Annotated in this window: 22 protein-coding genes; 17 read left to right on the top strand and 5 right to left on the bottom strand. The window is 41.9% G+C overall.

Features of this window, described 5'->3' with window-relative positions; translation table 11 throughout:
• Positions 1–4: 4 nt before the first annotated feature.
• Positions 5–565: a ComE operon protein 2 gene (locus tag R2B77_RS01065; protein ID WP_203246853.1), complete on the top strand. Its 561-nt coding sequence runs from the start codon at positions 5–7 to the stop codon at positions 563–565.
• 20 nt (positions 566–585) lie between these two features.
• Positions 586–2,856, top strand: a complete 2,271-nt coding sequence (locus R2B77_RS01060) for a DNA internalization-related competence protein ComEC/Rec2 (protein WP_203246854.1) — start codon at positions 586–588, stop codon at positions 2,854–2,856.
• A 56-nt stretch (positions 2,857–2,912) separates the two neighbouring features.
• On the opposite strand, the gene R2B77_RS01055 is transcribed toward R2B77_RS01060, so the two are convergent.
• Positions 2,913–3,047 carry a YqzM family protein gene (locus R2B77_RS01055; protein WP_203246855.1) on the bottom strand — a complete coding sequence of 45 codons (135 nt, stop codon included), beginning with the start codon at positions 3,045–3,047 and terminating at the stop codon, positions 2,913–2,915.
• A gap of 333 nt (positions 3,048–3,380) precedes the next feature.
• Between R2B77_RS01055 and holA the strand changes: the two genes are divergently transcribed.
• Positions 3,381–4,397, top strand: coding sequence for a DNA polymerase III subunit delta (holA, locus tag R2B77_RS01050; protein ID WP_203246856.1), 1,017 nt, complete (start codon positions 3,381–3,383; stop codon positions 4,395–4,397).
• 49 nt (positions 4,398–4,446) lie between these two features.
• Here the strand turns inward: holA and rpsT are convergent, their stop codons facing one another.
• The gene (gene rpsT / locus R2B77_RS01045) at positions 4,447–4,698 is read right to left on the bottom strand and encodes a 30S ribosomal protein S20 (RefSeq protein ID WP_203246857.1); all 252 of its coding nucleotides are present in this window, start codon (positions 4,696–4,698) and stop codon (positions 4,447–4,449) included.
• Positions 4,699–4,863: 165 nt separating this feature from the next.
• Here rpsT and gpr point away from each other — a divergent pair, with 165 nt between their 5' ends.
• From gpr to R2B77_RS01015, 6 genes are all read left to right on the top strand, one after another.
• Positions 4,864–5,901 (top strand): GPR endopeptidase, encoded by a 1,038-nt coding sequence (gene gpr / locus R2B77_RS01040; protein ID WP_203246858.1) that lies wholly within the window; start codon positions 4,864–4,866, stop codon positions 5,899–5,901.
• A 49-nt stretch (positions 5,902–5,950) separates the two neighbouring features.
• Positions 5,951–6,739, top strand: a complete 789-nt coding sequence (gene spoIIP, locus R2B77_RS01035) for a stage II sporulation protein P (protein WP_203246859.1) — start codon at positions 5,951–5,953, stop codon at positions 6,737–6,739.
• 56 nt (positions 6,740–6,795) lie between these two features.
• A complete protein-coding gene (gene lepA / locus R2B77_RS01030; RefSeq protein ID WP_203246860.1) occupies positions 6,796–8,619 on the top strand; it encodes a translation elongation factor 4 in 1,824 nt (607 codons plus the stop codon).
• 237 nt (positions 8,620–8,856) lie between these two features.
• Positions 8,857–9,267 (top strand): VOC family protein, encoded by a 411-nt coding sequence (locus tag R2B77_RS01025; protein ID WP_203246861.1) that lies wholly within the window; start codon positions 8,857–8,859, stop codon positions 9,265–9,267.
• A 157-nt stretch (positions 9,268–9,424) separates the two neighbouring features.
• On the top strand, positions 9,425–9,667 hold the full coding sequence (locus tag R2B77_RS01020) for a hypothetical protein (protein WP_203246862.1): 243 nt from the start codon (positions 9,425–9,427) through the stop codon (positions 9,665–9,667).
• A gap of 228 nt (positions 9,668–9,895) precedes the next feature.
• Positions 9,896–10,033: a hypothetical protein gene (locus R2B77_RS01015; RefSeq protein WP_203246863.1), complete on the top strand. Its 138-nt coding sequence runs from the start codon at positions 9,896–9,898 to the stop codon at positions 10,031–10,033.
• A 367-nt stretch (positions 10,034–10,400) separates the two neighbouring features.
• Here R2B77_RS01015 and R2B77_RS01010 read toward each other — a convergent pair whose 3' ends face one another.
• The 3 genes from R2B77_RS01010 to R2B77_RS01000 form a co-directional block, all read right to left on the bottom strand.
• Positions 10,401–11,294 carry a manganese catalase family protein gene (locus tag R2B77_RS01010; RefSeq protein ID WP_203246864.1) on the bottom strand — a complete coding sequence of 298 codons (894 nt, stop codon included), beginning with the start codon at positions 11,292–11,294 and terminating at the stop codon, positions 10,401–10,403.
• A 33-nt stretch (positions 11,295–11,327) separates the two neighbouring features.
• Entirely contained in the window at positions 11,328–11,549 is a 222-nt protein-coding gene (locus tag R2B77_RS01005) for a YuzF family protein (RefSeq protein WP_203246865.1), read from the bottom strand.
• A gap of 188 nt (positions 11,550–11,737) precedes the next feature.
• Positions 11,738–12,043: a DUF3243 domain-containing protein gene (locus R2B77_RS01000; protein WP_203246866.1), complete on the bottom strand. Its 306-nt coding sequence runs from the start codon at positions 12,041–12,043 to the stop codon at positions 11,738–11,740.
• A 412-nt stretch (positions 12,044–12,455) separates the two neighbouring features.
• On the opposite strand from R2B77_RS01000, the gene hemW reads away from it, so the two are divergent.
• From hemW to mtaB, 8 genes are all read left to right on the top strand, one after another.
• The gene (gene hemW, locus R2B77_RS00995) at positions 12,456–13,589 is read left to right on the top strand and encodes a radical SAM family heme chaperone HemW (RefSeq protein ID WP_203246867.1); all 1,134 of its coding nucleotides are present in this window, start codon (positions 12,456–12,458) and stop codon (positions 13,587–13,589) included.
• Positions 13,590–13,684: 95 nt separating this feature from the next.
• A complete protein-coding gene (gene hrcA / locus R2B77_RS00990; protein ID WP_203246868.1) occupies positions 13,685–14,740 on the top strand; it encodes a heat-inducible transcriptional repressor HrcA in 1,056 nt (351 codons plus the stop codon).
• Entirely contained in the window at positions 14,737–15,297 is a 561-nt protein-coding gene (gene grpE / locus R2B77_RS00985; RefSeq protein WP_203246869.1) for a nucleotide exchange factor GrpE, read from the top strand. The genes hrcA and grpE overlap by 4 nt, the downstream gene beginning before the upstream one ends.
• Before the next feature lie 34 nt (positions 15,298–15,331).
• Complete coding sequence (gene dnaK / locus R2B77_RS00980; RefSeq protein WP_203246870.1) at positions 15,332–17,161, top strand: molecular chaperone DnaK; 1,830 nt, start codon at positions 15,332–15,334, stop codon at positions 17,159–17,161.
• A gap of 124 nt (positions 17,162–17,285) precedes the next feature.
• Complete coding sequence (gene dnaJ, locus R2B77_RS00975; protein ID WP_203246871.1) at positions 17,286–18,407, top strand: molecular chaperone DnaJ; 1,122 nt, start codon at positions 17,286–17,288, stop codon at positions 18,405–18,407.
• 14 nt (positions 18,408–18,421) lie between these two features.
• On the top strand, positions 18,422–19,366 hold the full coding sequence (gene prmA, locus R2B77_RS00970) for a 50S ribosomal protein L11 methyltransferase (RefSeq protein WP_203246872.1): 945 nt from the start codon (positions 18,422–18,424) through the stop codon (positions 19,364–19,366).
• A gap of 4 nt (positions 19,367–19,370) precedes the next feature.
• Positions 19,371–20,111, top strand: coding sequence for a 16S rRNA (uracil(1498)-N(3))-methyltransferase (locus R2B77_RS00965; RefSeq protein WP_203246873.1), 741 nt, complete (start codon positions 19,371–19,373; stop codon positions 20,109–20,111).
• Positions 20,112–20,127: 16 nt separating this feature from the next.
• Positions 20,128–21,468, top strand: coding sequence for a tRNA (N(6)-L-threonylcarbamoyladenosine(37)-C(2))-methylthiotransferase MtaB (gene mtaB, locus R2B77_RS00960; RefSeq protein ID WP_203246975.1), 1,341 nt, complete (start codon positions 20,128–20,130; stop codon positions 21,466–21,468).
• The last annotated feature ends 70 nt before the right edge of the window (positions 21,469–21,538 follow it).

The following is a 21,538-nucleotide window of genomic DNA, read 5'->3' as shown; positions in this document are numbered from 1 at the left end:
TCATATGGAGCGAATTACATGGGATCAGTTTTTCATGGCACAATGCCATCTTTTGGCAGTGAGAAGCACATGCACGAGGCTTGCAGTTGGAGCAACAATTGTACGAGATAATCGAATTGTGGCGGGTGGCTATAACGGCTCTATTTCGGGCGGTGACCATTGTATTGATCATGGCTGCTATGTTGTGGATAACCATTGTATTCGAACGATTCACGCGGAGATGAACGCATTGTTACAATGCTCTAAATATGGAATCCCTGTTGCAGGTTCGACGTTGTATGTCACGCATTTTCCATGTTTACAGTGTTCGAAAGCGATTATCCAAGCAGGTATTCGGCAAGTGATTTATTCGACAGATTATCGAAATAATGACTATGCTATTAAACTATTTGCTCAATCAGGAGTGGCTGTTCAGCATATTCCGTTTGAGGACAAGCAGGTTGATTTTACTAGCGAAAGTAAGCTGGAGCTATTCAACGAACTGTTGCACAAAATGCAAGCGCTTGGAGTTGAGGATGATGAGCTTATTCCTTACCAGCAAAGGGTTGATGACTTATTCGGCTAATCATTTCGCGTGTGCAGTTCATGTATATTGCCATACCGGTTGCCGTATCAGCATTCGCTGCATACGGTCCGGTGTATCTATTGTTATGTAACCTACTCCTACTCCCCATCTTCTTGTGTAGAAAAGAAGATTTTCTCACTCCTATCCTCGCAGTTGCGGCTGCATTTCTTTCCTATTTTTATTTCACAACAACAATTCCTGTCATTGTAGAAGAAGGGCAAGATACGCTTTCCTTAACTTGGTCAGAAAATGTGAAAATTGACGGTGGAAAAATGAAAGGCTTTGCTAAGACGGCTACTGGTCAAACGGTTTACGCCATTTATTCATTTTCAAACGAACAAGAAAAAATGCGTTTTCTTGCGGCGCCTATTTCTTCTATGGTGTTTACGATGACAGGTTCCTTTCAAGAAATCCCCATTCCGTCACATGATTATTCTTTTGATATGAGCAAGTATATGAAGATGTATGGGGCATCAGGTGTCTTTGAATCGGACTCGATGCTTCGAGTTGAAAAGAGGCTCGGCATTGCCAGTCGACTTTCTGCGCAAAGAAATAAAGTGAAAAATCATATTGCAGCAACGTTCCCCAAACCCCTTCAAGTGGAGGCAGAGGCGCTGCTAATAGGCGATCGGAGCGGTATGGATGATGAGCTAGCTGCAAATTACCGGACGCTTGGGATTACACATTTGTTTGCTATCTCGGGGCTACACGTTGGATTGCTTACTTTTTTGTTTCGCGGGGTATTACTCAGACTAACTGTAAGGAAGGAAACTGTAGATATGCTCCTTATCGCCCTGTTGCCTTTTTACGCGGTGATGGCAGGTGGAGCCCCTTCTGTTTGGCGTGCGGTGTCAGTGACGTTGCTCGTCCTTTTGGCAGCATCTGGGCGACTAAGAGTCAGGTTGGATGATGCACTTGCAATAAGTGCTATCGTTTTTATTATCTTTCAACCCTTTGTATTGTTTCAGCCTGGTTTTCAATTGTCTTATTTGGCGGCCTGCTCCCTCGTTTACTCATCAGCATTATTAGCAAGGGCCAAAACGGCGCTGGCAACATCGTTTTATGTTACTTCTATTAGTCAGCTAGCACTTTACCCCGTGCTATTATTCCATTTTTATGAGCTGAGCTTATCATCTTTTGTCGTCAACCTTGTGTATGTTCCTTTGTATTCGATCATTATTTTACCAGCGAATATTCTGTTGCTTGCAATGACTTCAGTGTTTCCGAAGCTTGCGGATATAGTCTTTCTGCTCTATGTTCCTATGAGAGAAAAGGTAGGTGATGTGACGAGCTGGCTTTCTTCGTTACCCTATCAATTATGGACACCAGGCAAACCGGATGCCTTGTGGGCATCCATAGCTGTAGCGGGTGTGCTGTGTTTTTTTATTTATTGTGAAAGAGGAACTTCTGTTTTTCGGGCATTGCCATTGGTCATCGTTCCGGCGGTTACCATGCAAATCATTCCTTACACGGATAAAGCATTGCGGGTGACCTACCTCGATGTCGGGCAAGGGGATAGTATTGTTATTGAATTACCGCATCGTCGTGCTGTTTATGTCATTGACACAGGAGGTACGGTGACGTTTGGCGAGTCGAATTGGAAAACGCCGACAAAGCCGTTTGAAGTAGGAAGGAAAATTGTCGTGCCTTATTTAAAGGGGCGAGGAATTACGAAAATCGACAAACTGCTATTGACACATGCTGATACTGATCATATTGAAGGAGCGGACGAGGTGCTTGCAGATATGCGCGTACGCGAAATTCATATTGCACCGGGGAGTAACAAGGAGTCGACTATGGATGAAGTAATGCGTCTCGCAATGGAGCAGCAGATTCCAATTTTTCAGATGAAGAAGGGAGTTTCGTGGAAGGAGGGCCAGGCTTCTTTTCATTATGTGGCACCAGCAAATCATGTGTATAAAGGCAATGATAGTTCACTTGTTTTGTATATGACGACGATAGGTCCATCATTTTTATTTACAGGAGATATGGAGAAAGAAGGAGAACAACAATTTTTGCGTCAGTTTGGACAAGCTGATTTTTCAAACTTTATCCTTAAGGCCGGACATCATGGCAGTCGGACGTCTAGTACAGAAGCATTCATTGGCGCAGTGAGACCAGAATTGACTGTTTTTTCAGTAGGTAAAAATAATCGCTACGGGCATCCGCATCCCGAAGTTGTCGAGACTTTTCGCGCATATGGACTACCTATGTTATCGACGGCTGAAGTAGGTTCAATTACTGTAACTGTGAAAAAAGAGCATTATTTTATTTCGACAATGGCGCCATGAAAAAATGACCTCGTTGCTCCATTGTGGAAGCGGCAAGGTCATTTTTTAAAAGCCTATTAACGTGCGACGAGATCAATAATTGTAGCAACCGCAAAAATTACTGAGAAAGCTACAAAAGCTACTATGAAGCCCATACCTGAATCGATAGCATCATTACGTTTGGACTGTACGTCGTGTTCAAATTCGTTCATTGCTACACCTCCTAATTCCATTATAGTATAGATGATAGCGGACAAAAAATCCAGAGCAATCAAACTTTTGTCCATGTTCAACTGCAAATGACACAAATTGTTCAACTTAATCAGCGGATGTCACGAATTTTAAGGGGAGTTTATTGCAGGCAGTCTCAGTTCGCGACGTCCTGTCGCACCTAGGAAGGATGTAGTTCAATCCATCCTCAGTGCATACCCGCATCCTGCGAGCACAATTCGAAACTTGGACACAATTACGCCGAGGCGTAATTGATACAGTTGATTTGCGTTGTAGTATAATCGAAAGAGATGAATGGTGAAGAGGTGAGGAATGTGGCGTCAGCAATATGGAAAAAAATAGCCGCAGGGCAAATCGACTCGGTCTATCTACTAACGGGACTCGAGCAGCATATATTTGATTCGACGATTGCACGTCTGAAGAAGGCACTGCCTGACCTTGATGATGCGTCGGTTATTCGATTTGATTTAGAGGAAACACCTATTGATACGGTTATTGAAGAAGCAGATACGTTACCGTTTCTTGAGGAAAAAAAACTAATTATCGCAGGTAATGCTTCTTTTTTAACTGGAAAAGATAAAGGCAAGGAGAAAGTGACCCATAATTTGGAGTTGCTTGAAGCGTGGCTAGCCAATCCGTCACCGACTGCAGTCGTTGTCTTTGTTGCACCTTATGAGAAATTGGATGCCAGGAAACGAATTTTGAAGAAAATGAAGGAACATGCAACAGTCATCGAAGCGTCACGTTTACAAGGTAATGACCTGCTAACATGGGTTCAACAGGAGGCGGGGACGTACGGCGCGCGTATCGCTCCACAGAATGCGGAACTGCTTGTACAAATGGCGGGGGATAGTTTGCTGGCACTTTCTGCGGAGCTTGCTAAAATGGCCACTTATTTAAGTGGAGAGGGCGATATTACAGCAGAGGTCATCGAATCACTTGTGCCAAGAACGCCTGAGATGGATGTTTTTCGATTGACGGATGCTTATGTTACGGGAAGAGTGGGGGATACGGTGTCGATTTACCATGACCTCTTGCGTAATGGTGAAGAGCCAATCATGTTGACCTCGTTAGTGGCAAGTCATATCCGCTTGATGATTCATGTTGGGTCACTGCGTAAAAAGGGCTACCAACAAAACCAAATCGCCCAAACGTTAAGTGTCCACCCTTATCGGGTAAAATTAATGATGGAAAACCGTAGTCTGCCGAGCGAAGGACGTCTGTTGCTAATTTTGGACAAGCTTGCGGCGATTGATTATAAATTGAAATCAACAAGTGGTAAGAGGGAACGGCTATTGGAATTGTTTTTTATGGAGCCTTTGAGGAAATAGTAAATCATGAAAAAAAGACCTTCCTGAATTTAGGAAGGTCTTATCTTTATTAAAGTGCTTTTTTAGTAAGACGTGCTTTTTGACGTGATGCAGTGTTTTTATGGATAAGGCCTTTACGTGCAGCAGTGTCCATTTTTTTGATAGCATCTTTTAGAAGACCAGTAGCATCTTCAGTTTTAGCGTCAAGAGCAGCTTCAGCTTTGCGGACAGCAGTACGCATAGCGTGCTTTGTGTGTGAGTTCTGTTCGTTTGCAGCAGCGCTTTGTTTCACGCGTTTGATAGCAGATTTAATGTTTGGCAATTCATTCACCTCCAATTTCAGGTAAGGCAAGAGTGTTTCCACGAAGTTTCGGATATCTCTTTCGTAACAAGCATTATTTTAACAAACCACGAGTTAGATTGCAATAAAAAAACATAAAGAATATTTCCTTGACACATCGCACAAACTGGGATGTGAGGTGATTGGATGGTAAAGTATGATTTTTTTCGGACAGATCTTCTAGATGAAAGTGAAGAAATGGTCCGACACAGGACAGCGGCGGAAAAAAATAAGCTGGAAGAAGCAAATGGTGTGACATTTGGTGAATCGAGATTGGGACGAGTTGTCGTTACGTCTGTAACCGTCGATGCAGAAGGAGAAAAAAGGATTGGCAAGAAAAAAGGAACATACATCACGTTGACAGTTCCTGCATTAACGCCAGATGACCATGACGGTATGAAAGACTTATCACGCGTACTAATTGACAAGCTGGAAGAAATGCTTGTAAATCTGTCAACAATAAAAAAAGGAAAGGTTCTTTTCATTGGCCTCGGCAATCGGGATATAACACCCGATGCGGTGGGTCCGATGACGATGGATCGTCTGCGCAATATCGTGTCGGATTATTATTCGGAGGATGGCAGTGAAGTCTTTGTCTATGCCCCCGGTGTGACCATCCAGACTGGTCTTGAAACAGCTGATTTTGTTAAAGCGGTTGCCACGGAAATAAAACCGGATGTCCTCATCGTCATTGATGCGCTAGCTGCCCGTAATAGCTCAAGATTATGTCGAACTATTCAGTTGACGAACACAGGTATTCACCCCGGCTCAGGAGTGGGGAATAGCCGAAAAGAAATATCGGAGGATACGCTCGGATTACCTGTCATAGCAATTGGGATTCCAACAGTTGTCGATGGTCCTGTTTTGATTGCAGATGCGATTGATACGATGTTTGGTTATATTGCTTCTAAGATTAATGAAAAGGACAGTCCTTCATCACGGCTATCCGTAACGCCATGGCTGCATACTGAAAATAAGGATGCCGACCGTTCTAATTTGCTACCGATTTTTGGTGATTGGGCTTCATGGCCGCATGAAGATCGTATTCAATTATTTGAGGAAGTGTTGACGAACCATGAGTTGCGGACGTTCATTTCTCCAAAAGAGATTGACGCATGGGTTTCTATTTATGCAGATACGCTTTCTGATTCGTTAGCGTCCTGGTTGTCTGATCTGAAAAAATAGGTATGAGGTCGTTTTCCAACGCATATAGTTGGAGACGGAGGGATGCCAAGTGAAAAAGACATCGCTAATTTGGGGCACACTAATACTCGTTCTCTTCCTGTTTCCCGTTGCTATCAATTTGTTGCCAAGTGGGCAAACAGCTAAGACGTCAAAGCTTGTAAAAGACACAACGTATATGGTCTATGCAGCCAATATTCTTGAAGAGGATATAATAGCGAAGAATCCAGGGAAGGCACTTCTGTATTTCACACATTCAAATGAGGCTTATGAGCCCGTTACACAGGCGAAAAATGGAGTGATTGCCGTTTCTCATCAAACTGAAAATATTACGAAGTTTGGTGAAAAGTTAAAGACACAACTCGAATTCAATGGTGTGGAAACAGATGCTATCTTTACGAATGTGCCTCATACAGGAGCTTACAGGTCTATTCGCCCACATGTGAAAAAACAACTCCAGAAAAAAAACTATGATCTTATCATCGATCTTCATAGGGATGATCTAAAAAAGGATCGAACGACTATTGTCCATAATGAAGAGGAATATGCAAAAGTAGCCTTTGTTATCGGTATGGAGCATCCGAATTTTGAACGTAATCGTGCGAAAGCATTATTGTTGAAAAAAGAGATGGAGCTGCTCGTACCGGGTATTACACGAGATCTTATCATGAAGCATGGACCCGGGGTTGACGGTAAGTATAATCAGGACCTTGACCCCTCACTGCTTGTTATTGAACTTGGAGGCATTGAAAACACGGAAGAGGAACTCAATCGCTCCGTTGCTGTCATCGCCAAGGCGGCGGCAACGGTTATAGAAAATTCTGCACGCGCTGAATATTGAAGTCTGGGCCGTTCACTGCTATAATTCATATAGCTAAAATAGGAGTGAACAATACGATGAATTATGAACAGAAATTGGCACGTCAGAAAAACATACGGAACTTCTCCATTATTGCCCATATCGACCACGGTAAATCGACGTTGGCCGATCGCATTTTGGAAAAAACACAAACACTAACAGCGCGGGAAATGAAAACCCAAACATTGGACTCAATGGACTTAGAACGTGAACGTGGTATTACCATTAAATTGAATGCTGTGCAGTTGACGTATACGGCAAAAGACGGGGAAGAATATACATTTCACCTGATCGATACACCAGGACACGTCGACTTTACATATGAAGTGTCACGCAGTCTAGCTGCTTGTGAAGGTGCAATCCTTGTCGTCGATGCGGCACAGGGAATTGAAGCACAAACACTGGCAAACGTCTACTTGGCACTTGATAACGACCTTGAAATCTTACCTGTTATCAATAAAATCGATTTACCAGCGGCTGATCCAGAACGTGTCAAGCAGGAAATTGAAGATGTCATCGGACTCGACGCTTCAGAAGCAGTTCTAGCTTCTGCTAAAGCGGGTATCGGGATTGAAGATATTTTAGAACAAATTGTTGAAAAAGTGCCTGCGCCACAAGGAGATCCAGATGCTCCACTTCAAGCGCTAATTTTTGACTCGCACTACGACCCATACAAAGGGGTTATTGTTAATATTCGCATTATGCAAGGCTCGGTTAAACCTGGCGATATGATTCATATGATGGCGACTGGAAAAAAATTTGAAGTGCTTGAAACAGGTGTCTTTACACCGAAAATTTCGCCGCGCGATGAATTGACTGTCGGCGATGTAGGGTATCTATCTGCATCGATTAAGAATGTTGGCGATACACGCGTAGGGGACACGATTACTAGTGTGAAAAACCCGGCAAGCGAACCACTGGCTGGTTACCGCCGCATGAATCCAATGGTATTCTGCGGACTGTATCCAATCGATACATCGAAATACAATGACCTACGCGATGCGCTTGAAAAATTAGAATTGAATGACTCTGCTCTTGAATATGAAGCAGAGACTTCACAAGCACTCGGTTTTGGTTATCGTTGTGGTTTCTTAGGTTTATTGCATATGGAAATTATCCAGGAACGGATTGAACGCGAATTCAATATCGACCTGATTACAACTGCACCAAGTGTTATTTACAACGTTGTGCTAACTGACGGCTCTGAGCTGAAGGTGGACAACCCTGCGATGATGCCAGATGCACAAAAAATTGATTATGTTGAAGAACCGTATGTCAAAGCATCTGTTATGGTGCCGAATGATTACGTAGGTTCTGTTATGGAACTATGCCAACAAAAACGTGGTAACTTTTTAACGATGGATTATCTCGATTCAACACGTGTCAATATCATTTACGAACTTCCACTCGCAGAAATCGTCTATGATTTCTTTGACCAATTGAAGTCAGGCACAAAAGGATATGCTTCACTTGACTATGAATTGATTGGCTACAAACGATCGAAACTTGTCAAAATGGACATCCTGTTAAATGGCGAGCACGTCGATGCATTTAGCTTCATCGTTCACAAAGACTTCTCGTATGAGCGAGGCAAAGTCATCGTTGAAAAACTAAGAAAACTAATCCCAAGACAACAATTCGAAGTGCCTGTTCAGGCAGCAATTGGCCAAAAAATTGTCGCGCGTTCAACCATCAAGTCTATGGGTAAAAACGTTCTTGCCAAATGTTACGGCGGAGATATCTCGCGTAAACGTAAACTCCTTGATAAACAAAAAGAAGGTAAAAAACGTATGAAGCAAGTTGGATCTGTTGAAGTACCTCAAGAGGCGTTTATGGCTGTATTGCGGATGGATGAGGATTGAGTGTTGTAAAGTAGACAGCTTGTGTTTCTATATCATGTAAGTGTAATTTAATTTTGTAGAACATACACCGCATTTCAGCTTATTTTTCATAAGCCGAATGCGGTGTTTTTTTGAATAATTATTATTTATAATACGGCAGTAAATTGAAAATCTTATTATTTCAAACAAGCAGGAAAGATCCTAACAACTGTTGAAATAATTGTTTATGACATCTTTAAAATAAGGAGGTTGTTTGATATGGCGAGAGATCTATGGTTGAACCTGCCGGTACGAGAACCGGAACGGTCGAAGGAATTTTATCTTCAGTTAGGTTTTCGATTGAATGAGCAGTATTTCAGCCAAGATGGCTCATGCAGTTTTTTCGTCGGCGACAATCAGATTGTTTTGATGCTTTTTCCCGAATCCACGTTCCACAGTTTTACGAAAAATGCTATTCCGGATTCGCAACAGAGTACGGAAGTGTTATTTTCTTTGGGAGCGAATTCTCGAGATGAAGTAGAAGGGATTGCATCGAAAGTCGAAGGTGCTGGCGGTACTGTATTAAATAAGCCAGAGGAACGTGATGGATGGATGTACTGTTGCCTTTTTGCTGATCCGGATGGACATCGTTGGAACGTGTTATATATGGATACGAGTAAAATACCATAAGGCTGAACGCACAGGTGCTTTAGCTGAATAGTCAACGTGAACACATTTTGTATAATTACCCTTTTTTTAGCACTATCGAATTATTAGACGTCGTAAGTGAAAATAAAGAATTTCTTCATCATTTGTTGTATATTAATTACTAAGGAGAGGATAAATCATGACTAACAAAGAAATAAACCAACTATCGGAAAGACTGTTACAAAGCCTGTATGAGTTTCATTTTGCTAATAATGGTGGAAGTTATACATTACCGAAAGCAATGGTAAATGCTGACGTAAATAGCAAACTAGCTATTGAGTACCTTATCGAACAAAACTATGCCGTAGATAGCGGGCAAGAGTCAGCCAATCTAGTTTTAGCAATAACAGCGCAAGGTATGGACTATATAAAAAATAAATAATGACATGCATTCAGCGATTAACAGAGGAACGTCTATCCGGGCGTTCTTTTTATTTACCGAAAAATCGAGAGAAAGAGGAGTGTGATGACGAATGGATGACAAACTAAAATAGAATAGATGAATGTTCTCGTATGAATTTCTGAAACGCTCTCGCACTAAGTGATTGCCATATAGGTTTAGATTAGAAAATGCGGGAAATAACTAGTGGAATAGGAGGGAGGTAGCATAATGAAGGGAAAATATTTAGCACTGCCATTGGCGGCAGTATTACTATTAAGTGCTTGTGGTGAAAAGAATGACGCGGATGATTTTGAAGTGGAAGATCCGTTGTTAGAGGATGATGGGCAGAATGATGTAGGCGGTTGATCTAGTAGTTAGCAGTACAATGCAGAAGCACTCATGAAAATGGGTGCTTTTCATATTGTGAAGCGTATAACAGAATTAAGGAGTTTATTAGACCAAAATCTATTTTACCGAAAAGAAGTAGAAACTATTGGACTTATTGCAACTGGAGGCTTGGATCAACAAGGAGGGATAACTCAGACATTGGCACGGGAAGCGGCACATTTAGTCTGAGTCCCCCTTAATCAGCAGGGAGTTTGGAATTCCTGCTGATTGATCTCCGTAACGGCATTTGTCCAGCCACAGTATTTTTAAACAAAAACATTTGCTGAGTTAAGTTAAACGTTCATGTGAAAAAGTTTTTAGCTGAAATAAAATGAGGCATAGTCGATTACATATTCGACAACAACCGTCGAGCAATTTGCTCATATTCATCTCTGCCGATACCAGGTGCGAATTCTTCAGGAATATCCTCAAAATCAGGGATGGTATAGCCCTGTGGCATGCCTTCCTTCACAACAAGCTGTTCACCACTACTAGGATTGGTGCCTTTCCAAATCTGGCGTATATCTTTGTATTCTCCATCGTCATTCCAGGTAAACAATACATTACCGTACCCTAGATCTTCATATTTTCTTGCAGTATCAAAGGCACGATTATCTAAATTAGGGATTGGTAGCATTTTTGTTAAATCAGTGCCTGTTGCCATTTCTATCGCTTTTGCATAGGCGAGTATATGCGTACCTCCCCGAACGAGCAAATAACCAATCATTTCTCTTGCCGTTGGATGGTCTGTCATTCCATACACTCGCATTTTATGCGTTCTTGCTCCGCATTCAAGAAAGAAGTTATGCAAGAGGTCGAGTACTAGATTTCCGCTGGAAAACACATAGTCACCGCGCCATGGATTTCCCATGGAGTCTCCGGGCATGGAAGTTTGGGCAGTGGCGATGAAGGCATACGTATTCCGTTTGTTTGTAGCGTCTTGTAAAGGTGTTAAGTCAGGGTCCGCCGTAAATGACGTACCTTTGTTTACTATATTTATCGTGTTAGAAACGAGTTCAACATGGCCGAACTCCTCTGCCGTAATACTTGCAACTAAATCATAAAAAGGCTTGAGCTTGCCTTTCTGCCTAAAATTAAATGATTGGTACATATAATTATTCAACGTCGACATTTCTCCAAACTTTCCACCCAGTAGCTCCTGAACCGCAGCAGCTGCGTTAGCATCCCCGTATTCTGGAATTGGAAGATCGATTGGTAATTTATTTACGCGTTTAATCAATTGATTCACTCCCTTCATTTTGATTTGTTGAAATCATGCAAGTGTAACCCATACGATTTCTTGGATTCGAACATAAAATGGTGTGCCGCTCACTTCAACTACAACATGATCAGGCATGACCGTGACTAGCAAACCTTGTAACGGATTTTTTGACGTGTGAATAACGATATGTTTTGACTTGAAACTTAGTAAGGTTTGATAGAAGTAAGGGTCAAATGCACTTACCATTTCGACTTGCGATTGTTGTCCATTCAAGCTTTTCCCACCTTTCTTCAAAGTCGACCTAGTATATGGGGAAAAGCAAAAAATTATGATTATGAGAACCTGCATATATCATTATTAGTAAATTAAAAGTGAAAGCGACCTTTCCACACAAAGTGTGATAGGCCGCTTTCTTTAATTGCAGTCATCTATTTACTAGATACAGGTACTACAGGTTTTTATTAAGCTTTCCGTACCATTTCCAGTAGCATATGTGCCAGTGTGTGTTGCTCATCTTTAGATCCGGAACTCCAAAGTTCCATTAATATTTTTTCTTCCCGGTTGCGGGGATCCTCGTGCTTGGCGAGGTAATTTGCAACTAATTCTGTAGTTTTGGCAAGCTTTTCTTCACTCAACCCCATATTTTCCCCCAACTCAACTTTCTCGGCAAGAAACTGTTTGAATCGGTTGAAATTCTCCAGAATTTCGTCTTTCTTCTCAACACTGATTTGAGATAATTCTTTTTGCACTTTATCCTTCATATCCATGAAAACACTCCTTTTTATTTGAACCCCTATTTTTTACTTAAACTTTACATTTTAAACAGGAAAATAATTACTTCCTTCTAGCTAGTAGTGAAAGGTGATTGTATTACTTCTTCGTAAACGAGAACTGCTAATCTGGGTCCTGTGTGAAAAAGAGGGGAAGATAAACACCAGTTGTGAAAATCAGCATAGCAATTAAGGATGGTAACACTGCCATCCCTAGACGCGAATACTCCATGTAATAGCTTGATAACAATGAAACGCATGAACCGATAATAGAACCTCAAAGTTTGTACGTAATACCATAATACTGTATGATACTCTATATGGTTCTGAACATAGAAAGAGTAAACGATTAAATTAAAAGAGGGCATTCAAGCCCTCTTTTTGCCGTTAAGAGAAGGAGATATTATTAATGAGAGGTATGTATATCCATATCCCGTTTTGCCACCAGATTTGTCACTACTGTGATTTTAATAAAGTCTTTTTCAAAAATCAGCCTGTAGATGCGTATATTGAGTCTATTGGACAGGAACTTTCAATTATGCGCCAACAAGGAATTTCATTTAAAGAGCTGGAGACAGTTTTTTTAGGTGGGGGAACTCCGACATCGTTATCTGAACAGCAACTGGATCGATTGCTAGCGATTATTTATGATTATGTTGATGTCAGTATGCTAAAAGAATTTTCGACAGAAGCAAATCCAGATGAATTGACGTATGGCAAGTTGACAGTGCTGAAAAATGGTGGTGTGGACAGACTGAGTATAGGTGTCCAATCCTTTGACGCTGACTTGTTGACACGAATTGGGAGAACGCACGGTCCTGGCGATGCGGCTCGTGTTGTAGAGGAAGCGCGCAAGGCAGGCTTTGATAATATTAGTATCGATTTGATTTACGGCCTGCCGGAACAGACGATTAAGCAATGGCAGGATACGCTCAATCAGGCGGCTGCACTCGAATTACCTCATTACTCGGGGTACTCGCTTATCGTTGAGCCCAAAACGGTCTTTTATAATTTAATGAATAAAGGTAAATTGCCGCTACCTGGTGAGGATATAGAAACGGAAATGTTCACAATGTTGATTGAACAGATGGAGAAACAAGGTCGAATGCGCTATGAAATTAGTAATTTCGCAGTTCCGGGTCGTGAATCTATCCATAATCTAATCTATTGGGAAAATGACGGTTATGCGGGTGTAGGAGCAGGTGCGCATGGTTATATAGAGGGTATGCGTTATTCGAATATTGGGCCACTTACAAAATATATGGATAAAATAGCTGTAGGAGAAAGACCCGTCCAACAAACGCATGCCGTAACGGCAGTAGAAGCGATGGAAGAGGAAATGTTCCTTGGGCTTCGTAAATCCAATGGCGTATCTATTTCTTTATTCCAAGAGAAGTTTGGCAAGTCGCTTGAGGAGGTTTACGGAGAAACCTTACAATCACTTATGGCAGATGGACTTGTTGAGCGATTGGATGACGTAGTTAAGCTAACACACCGTGGGGTTTATAGAGGAAACGACGTGTTCCAACAATTTCTTAAATAATAAAGAGTCAATTCGTTGACACCTTGGTTTAGATTTGATAAATTATCAGTAGCATTAGCACTCAGAGTTATAGAGTGCTAACAGGAGTGATGATGATGTTGACGAACAGACAATTGCTTATATTGCAACTGACGGTTGACGATTTCATCGAGTCCGCACAACCTGTCGGATCAAGGCAGTTATCCAAAAAGCCAGAAGCCCCGTTTAGTCCAGCAACTATACGTAATGAAATGGCTGACTTGGAGGAGATGGGATATCTTGAAAAGACCCACACTTCGTCCGGTAGAATACCATCCGAAAAAGGATACCGATTTTATGTAGATCATTTATTAACCCGAGAAAAGCTGAAAACCGAAGACAGTATTCAATTGCGTTCCATTTTTCGAGATAAGGTTGTGGAAACAGAGGAGTTAATCCGCAAATCTGCCACGATTCTTTCTGATTTGACGAATTATACATCCATACTCCTTGGACCAGACACGTCGTTGCATACCGTGAAACGTTTTTCCATCGTTCCTTTAGATGATAAGACGGCTGTGGCTATTATCGTCATGGATAATGGGCGTGTGGAGAACAGATTATTCAATGTACCAGAAGGTTTTACGGCATCTGATATCGAAAAAATGGTCAATATCCTAAATGAGCGACTTGTCGGTACGCCGCTTGCGCATCTCCAAAGGATGTTAGTCCAGGAAACGAAAACAGTGTTGGAGCGTCATATTCATCATACTGGGGAATTATATTCCTCGTTTCAACGGGCAATTGCAATTGAGCCGGAAGAGCGCCTCTATTTTGGCGGTAAAATGAATATGATGAAGCAGCCCGAATTTAATGACATCGGTAAAATGAAGACATTTTTCGAAATGATAGACAAAGGTACGCCGGCTATGCGGTTTTTCCAAGAAGGGCTTGCCGGGATTCATGTGCGTATTGGCTCGGAAAATAATCATAATGCGATGGAAGATTACAGTGTTATTACGGCAACCTATTCAGCTGGGGACAATATGGCGGGCTCGATTGCCATCATTGGACCTAAACGAATGGATTATGCGCGGGTCATCACATTACTCGATCTGATGAGCAATGATTTGTCTAAGGAACTAGCAAGGCTGACAATTGGTGGCGGAACAGCAGGAGGGAACGAACATTGACTGAAGTTAAAGATGAATTTGTAGAAGAAAATAAGACAGTAGACGAAGAAGAAGGTATAGTTGAAGACGTTGTAATTGAAGAAATGAACGAAGTTGACAACAGCGAGGAAAGTGCCATTGAAGCATTGCAGGCACAACTACAAGAAGAAGAGAACAAGCGACTTCGACTGCTTGCTGATTACGATAATTTTAAAAGAAGAGTGTCACTTGACCAGGAAGCGATGCAGAAATATCGTGCGCAGAACGTTGTGACGAATCTTCTTCCTGTGCTTGATAACTTTGCACGTGCACTTTCTGTTGAAGCAAAAACTGAGGAAGTACAGTCGATTATGACGGGTATGGATATGATTTATCGTACACTTCTCACAGCGCTTGAAACAGAAGGACTTGTCGAAATTGATACAGTGGATCAGGAGTTTGATCCTAATTTCCATCAAGCGATTATGACAGGGGCAGATGATACAAAGCCTTCTGGTGTTATTCTTGAAGAAATGCAAAAAGGGTATTTATTGAAAGATCGTGTTCTTCGACCTTCAATGGTTAAAGTAAACGAATAAAAAAGGTAGTATTATCTCTAGGAGGAATTTGATTATGAGCAAAATTATTGGTATTGACTTAGGAACAACAAACTCAGTAGTGTCCGTGTATGAAGGTGGAGAACCGAAAGTAATTCCAAATCCAGAAGGGAACCGTACAACACCATCTGTTGTCGCGTTCAAAAACGGCGAAAGACAAGTTGGGGAAGTAGCGAAGCGTCAATCCATTACAAACCCGAACACAATTATGTCTGTGAAACGTCATATGGGTTCAGATTACAAAGTAAAAGTAGACGATAAAGAATATACACCACAAGAAGTTTCAGCTATGATTCTTCAATATATGAAAGGCTACGCAGAAGAGTATCTTGGCGAACCTGTTACAAAAGCAGTTATCACAGTTCCTGCTTACTTCAGCGACGCACAGCGTCAAGCAACACAAGATGCGGGTAAAATTGCTGGTCTTGAAGTAGAGCGTATCATTAACGAGCCGACTGCAGCAGCACTTGCTTACGGTCTTGATAAAACAGATGAAGACCAAACAATTCTTGTCTATGACCTTGGTGGTGGTACGTTTGACGTGTCAATCCTTGAGCTAGGCGACGGCGTATTCCAAGTTCTTTCAACTGCGGGTGATAACAAACTAGGTGGAGATGATTTCGACGACGTAATCATTGACTTCCTCGTACAGGAATTCCGCAAAGAAAATGGCGTTGATCTATCTAAAGATAAAATGGCGATGCAACGTTTGAAAGACGGCGCTGAAAAAGCGAAAAAAGACTTGTCAGGTGTTACATCTGCACAAATCTCATTACCATTCATCACAGCTGGAGAAGCAGGTCCACTTCACCTTGAAGTGACATTGTCTCGTGCGAAATTTGACGAATTGACTGCACATCTTGTTGAGCGTTCAATGGTACCAACACGTCAAGCGATGAAAGATGCTGAGCTATCTGCATCACAAATCGATCGCGTTATTCTTGTCGGTGGATCAACGCGTATTCCAGCTGTACAAGAAGCGATTCAAAAAGAAACAGGCAAAGAGCCATATAAAGGCGTAAACCCGGATGAAGTTGTCGCAATGGGTGCGGCTGTTCAAGGTTCAATCTTGAGCGGAGATGTTACAGACGTTGTTCTTCTTGACGTAACACCATTGTCACTTGGTATTGAAACAATGGGTAACGTGTTTACGAAATTGATCGAACGTAATACAACGATTCCAACAAGTAAATCACAAGTGTTCTCAACAGCAGCAGATAACCAACCAGCAGTAGATATCCACGTACTGCAAGGGGAGCGTCCAATGTCAGCTGACAATAAAACACTTGGTCGTTTCCAATTGACGGACATTCCACCAGCACCACGTGGCGTACCGCAAATCGAAGTAACATTTGATATCGATAAAAATGGTATTGTAACGGTTAAAGCGAAAGACCTTGGTACACAAAAAGAGCAAGATATTACAATCCAAGCAAGCTCTGGTCTATCTGACGATGAAATCGAACGCATGGTGAAAGATGCAGAAGCAAATGCTGAAGCTGACCAAAAGCGTAAAGAAGAAGCAGACTTGAAAAACGAAGCAGACCAACTTGTCTTCATGGCTGAAAAGACATTGAAAGACCTTGAAGGTAAAGTTTCTGAAGAAGAAGTAACAAGCGTTGAAGAAGCGAAGGAAGAGTTGAAAACTGCCCTTGAAGCTGGTGATTTCGATGATATCCGCGCGAAAAAAGAAAAATTAGAAGAAATCGTTCAACAAATGACGATGAAACTTTATGAGCAAGCTGCAGCAGAAAATGCTGAAGGTGCTGAACAAGCAGGTGGACCACAGGATGATGGTGTAGTCGATGCTGATTTCGAAGAAATTATCGATGAAGAGAAAAAATAAATAAACGATTGTAATTGACGGGAAAAGTCAAAGTCCGATATTCCGGCTTTGGCTTTTTCGTTTTTATTGTCCGTGTGTAGTGGTATAGTAGAGGATAGGCAAAAGTATTTCGGGAGTGTGGAAAATGAGTAAACGGGATTATTATGACGTGCTGGGTTTATCAAAATCGGCATCTAAAGACGAAATTAGAAAAGCATACAGAGGACTTTCTAAAAAGTATCACCCCGACTTAAACAAAGCGGCTGATGCGGAAGAGAAATTTAAAGAAGCAACAGAAGCTTATGAAGTGTTAAGTGATGACGCGAAGAAAGCAAATTATGATCAATTCGGCCATACAGATCCAAACCAAGGTTTCGGCGGTTTCGGCGGCGGTGGTGGAGATGGTTTTGGATTTGAAGATATATTCAGTACATTTTTTGGTGGAAATTCGCGCCGACGTGATCCAAATGCACCAAGAAAAGGTGACGATTTACAGTATTCAATGACGATTGATTTTATGGAAGCTGTTTTTGGAAAAGAAACGGAAATTGAAATACCGAAAGAAGAAAATTGTGATACCTGTGATGGATCAGGTGCTAAAAAAGGAACTTCACCTAAAACATGTACCCATTGTGGTGGTTCTGGACAAATTAGTGTTACGCAAAACACACCACTCGGTCAAATGGTCAATCGTAGATCATGTCCACATTGTCAAGGAACAGGGAAAATTATTCCTGAGAAATGTACAACATGTCATGGAGCGGGTAAGGTAACAAAAAGGAAGAAAATTAAAGTAACGATTCCTGAAGGTGTCGATGATGGTCAGCAGCTTCGTGTAACGGGGCAGGGAGAACCAGGTCATAAAGGTGGTCCTGCAGGTGATTTGTACATCGTATTCCGTGTGAAGTCACATGAAAAATTCATCCGTGAAGATGATGATATTTACTTAGAGTTAAGCCTATCTTATCCGCAAGCCGCACTGGGTGATGAGATTGAAGTGCCAACTGTACAAGGCAGTGTCAACTTGAAAATTCCGGCAGGCACACAAACAGGGACGCGTTTCCGTTTGAAAGGCAAAGGTGTTAAAAACGTTCATGGTCGAGGCATTGGTGACCAGCATGTTGTCGTAAAAGTCGTAACACCTAAAAAAATGACAGAAAAACAAAAAGAATTGATGCGTGAATTTGCGGCAATTAGTGGCAATACTCCAGAAGAGTATTCAAGTTCTTTGTTTGATAAAATTAAGCGTACAATCAAAGGCGACTGAAAGGATGAAGTCATTTGAAGTGGTCAGAAATTGCCATCCATACAACGCATGAAGCAACTGAGGCAGTAGCGAATATTTTACATGAGGCAGGTGCCAGTGGCGTTGTTATTGAAGACTCAGTAGAACCAGACCGGATCCACGAAGACCGTTTCGGGGAAATTTATGCACTTGACAAAAATGACTTCCCTGCCGACGGCGTGATTGTGAAAGCTTATTTACCCGTCAATAGTTTCTTGATCGAAACGGTAAAGGACATTAGCCAATCTATCGAAGGTTTAGCGGAATTTGGGTTGGATATTGGAAAAAATGCCATTCAAACGAATGAAATTGATGAAGAAGATTGGGCAACTGCCTGGAAACAATACTACCACCCAGTCAAAATTTCTGGTCGTTTTACGATTGTACCAACATGGGAGCAATATGAGCCCGTTGAATCTGATGAATTAATTATTGAATTGGATCCTGGGATGGCGTTTGGTACGGGAACGCACCCGACAACAGTTATGTGTTTACAGGCGCTTGAAAAGTACGTACAGCGCGGTCATACCGTAGTGGATGTCGGAACGGGATCAGGCGTACTAGCCATTGGTGCGGCATTGCTAGGAGCATCCCATATTCACGCATTGGACTTAGATGATGTGGCGGTTGTTGCTGCGAAAGAAAATATTTTATTGAATAAAGTAGATGAAAAAATCACAGTGACGCACGGTAATCTACTGGATTCTGTCAAAGAACCGGCTGATATTATTATTGCGAATATCCTTGCAGAAGTGATTCTAACCTTTTCACAAGACGCTTATGCCATTTTACCGCAAGATGGACTGTTCATCGTATCGGGGATTATTGGCCAGAAGCGTGATCTTGTGAAAGATGATCTTATCGAAAAAGGGTTTGACATCGTCGAGTCTGTTTTAATGGAAGATTGGGTCGCTATCGTTGCTCAAAAAAGGAGCGTGTGACGCTTTGCAACGCTATTTTTTACAATCTGAATTTAACGACCAACAGCAGGCAACCATTACAGGCGAGGATGGCAAGCATATTGTCCGTGTCATGCGAATGACTGTGGGGGATCAAGTGATTGCCGTGTCAGGTGGAGAAGCCTATATTTCTACTATTATCGAACTTCTTGAAGATGGAGTCGTGATTCAACGCCGAGAAGGCTCGTTAAAAACGAGCGAAATGCCTGTCCATGTAACGATTGCTTGTGGCTTGCCAAAAGGCGATAAACTGGATTTAATCGTACAAAAAGGAACTGAACTAGGCATGGCAGGAATTGTGCCGTTTGAAGCGGAACGTTCTATTGTCAAATGGGATGCTAAAAAAGGTGACAAAAAAGTAGAACGGTTGCGTAAAATTGCAAAAGAAGCTGCAGAGCAATGCCACAGAACAGTTATACCTAATGTGGCACCCCCAGCATCCTTTAAACAATTAATCGCGCAATCGGAAAGCTATGACGTCCTTCTTTTTGCCGATGAGGAAGACGCGAAAAGCGGTAATCCTAATCGGATGGCTGAACGTCTCAAAAACGTCTATCCCGAGCAAACTGTTCTCACTGTTTTTGGACCAGAAGGCGGTCTATCGAGAAACGAAGCAGAAGCATTGCGTTCAGCTGGCTTCTCGCCGATTGCATTAGGTCCACGTATATTGAGAACAGAAACGGCTCCATTATACTTATTGTCCGCAATATCTTACGAATTTGAATGAAAGAGGTGAGCAGTTGATGTCTTCGGTTGCATTTCATACGTTGGGCTGCAAAGTGAATCATTATGAAACTGAGGCGATTTGGCAACTTTTCAAGGATGCCGGCTATAATCGCGAAGATTTTGAAAAAAACTCTGACGTTTATGTCATCAATACATGTACTGTTACCAATACGGGTGACAAAAAAAGTAGGCAGGTGATCCGCAGAGCGATTCGAAAAAACCCGGATGCAGTTATTTGTGTGACGGGTTGTTACGCACAGACTTCACCTGCAGAAATTATGGCAATTCCTGGGGTAGATATTGTTGTCGGTACACAGGACCGTCATAAGTTACTCGGTTTGATTGCGGAATACCGAATCGAACGACAGCCAATCAATGCTGTTCGTAATATTATGAAAAACCGTATCTATGAAGAGCTGGATGTACCAGCATTTACGGATCGCACGCGTGCATCGCTGAAAATCCAAGAAGGCTGTAATAACTTCTGTACATTTTGTATCATTCCTTGGGCGCGTGGATTGATGCGCTCACGTGATCCGCAGGAAGTGATTCGTCAAGCACAACAGCTAGTGGACGCCGGGTATTTGGAGCTTGTGCTTACGGGTATCCATACAGGTGGTTACGGAGAAGATTTGAAGGACTATAATCTAGCACGTTTACTGAGGGATTTGGAGTCGCAAGTAATAGGACTGAAGCGTTTACGTATTAGTTCGATTGAAGCAAGTCAAATAACTGATGAAGTGATTGACGTATTAAGAGAATCAAAAGTTGTCGTTCGCCATCTTCATATTCCGATTCAGTCGGGGTCAGATACTGTCTTAAAACGAATGCGCAGAAAGTATACAATGGAATTTTTTGCGGAACGTCTAGACAGATTGCGCGAGGCACTACCACAGCTTGCGATTACTTCAGATGTTATCGTCGGTTTTCCTGGCGAAACGGAAGAGGAGTTTATGGACACGTATAACTTCATCCGAGATCATCGTTTTTCCGAGCTACATGTTTTCCCTTATTCAAAGCGGACGGGTACACCTGCCGCAAGAATGGAAGATCAAGTTGAAGAAGACGTGAAAAATGAACGTGTACATCGCTTGATCGAGTTGAATGATCAATTGGCGAAGGAATATGCATCAACTTTTGAGGATGAAGTACTTGAAGTAATCCCGGAAACGACTTACAAATTGGAGCCGGAAAGCGGTTTGTATGAAGGCTATACAGATAATTATTTGAAAGTAGTCTTCCCGGCTGATGAGTCGATGGTCGGTAAAATTGTCCGTGTCAAAATTACAAAATCGGGCTATCCATATAACGAAGGTCAGTTTGTTCGTGTCATGGAAGACGAGGAAGTACATGCCTAAGTGAACAATTGAAAAAGTCATTTCAGCCTTGTTGAGTTGAAATGACTTTTTTCGTGCAGATTCAAAGGTT

This window comes from Sporosarcina beigongshangi, assembly GCF_033485195.1.
In the GTDB taxonomy this organism is placed as follows: Bacteria; Bacillota; Bacilli; order Bacillales_A; family Planococcaceae; genus Sporosarcina; species Sporosarcina beigongshangi.
This window is presented reverse-complemented; position numbering and strand designations above follow the sequence as displayed.

Bases quoted from the DNA above. Each gene is read 5' to 3' on its own strand.
- R2B77_RS01055 (WP_203246855.1), bottom strand. From the start codon at position 3,047: ATGAACGAATTTGAACACGACGTACAGTCCAAACGTAATGATGCTATC.
- R2B77_RS01025 (WP_203246861.1), top strand. From the start codon at position 8,857: ATGGCGAGAGATCTATGGTTGAACCTGCCGGTACGAGAACCGGAACGG.
- R2B77_RS01065 (WP_203246853.1), top strand. From the start codon at position 5: ATGGAGCGAATTACATGGGATCAGTTTTTCATGGCACAATGCCATCTT.
- lepA (WP_203246860.1), top strand. From the start codon at position 6,796: ATGAATTATGAACAGAAATTGGCACGTCAGAAAAACATACGGAACTTC.
- R2B77_RS01020 (WP_203246862.1), top strand. From the start codon at position 9,425: ATGACTAACAAAGAAATAAACCAACTATCGGAAAGACTGTTACAAAGC.
- R2B77_RS01015 (WP_203246863.1), top strand. From the start codon at position 9,896: ATGAAGGGAAAATATTTAGCACTGCCATTGGCGGCAGTATTACTATTA.
- mtaB (WP_203246975.1), top strand. From the start codon at position 20,128: ATGTCTTCGGTTGCATTTCATACGTTGGGCTGCAAAGTGAATCATTAT.
- dnaK (WP_203246870.1), top strand. From the start codon at position 15,332: ATGAGCAAAATTATTGGTATTGACTTAGGAACAACAAACTCAGTAGTG.
- hemW (WP_203246867.1), top strand. From the start codon at position 12,456: ATGAGAGGTATGTATATCCATATCCCGTTTTGCCACCAGATTTGTCAC.
- hrcA (WP_203246868.1), top strand. From the start codon at position 13,685: ATGTTGACGAACAGACAATTGCTTATATTGCAACTGACGGTTGACGAT.
- gpr (WP_203246858.1), top strand. From the start codon at position 4,864: ATGGTAAAGTATGATTTTTTTCGGACAGATCTTCTAGATGAAAGTGAA.
- R2B77_RS01060 (WP_203246854.1), top strand. From the start codon at position 586: ATGTATATTGCCATACCGGTTGCCGTATCAGCATTCGCTGCATACGGT.
- R2B77_RS01000 (WP_203246866.1), bottom strand. From the start codon at position 12,043: ATGGATATGAAGGATAAAGTGCAAAAAGAATTATCTCAAATCAGTGTT.
- dnaJ (WP_203246871.1), top strand. From the start codon at position 17,286: ATGAGTAAACGGGATTATTATGACGTGCTGGGTTTATCAAAATCGGCA.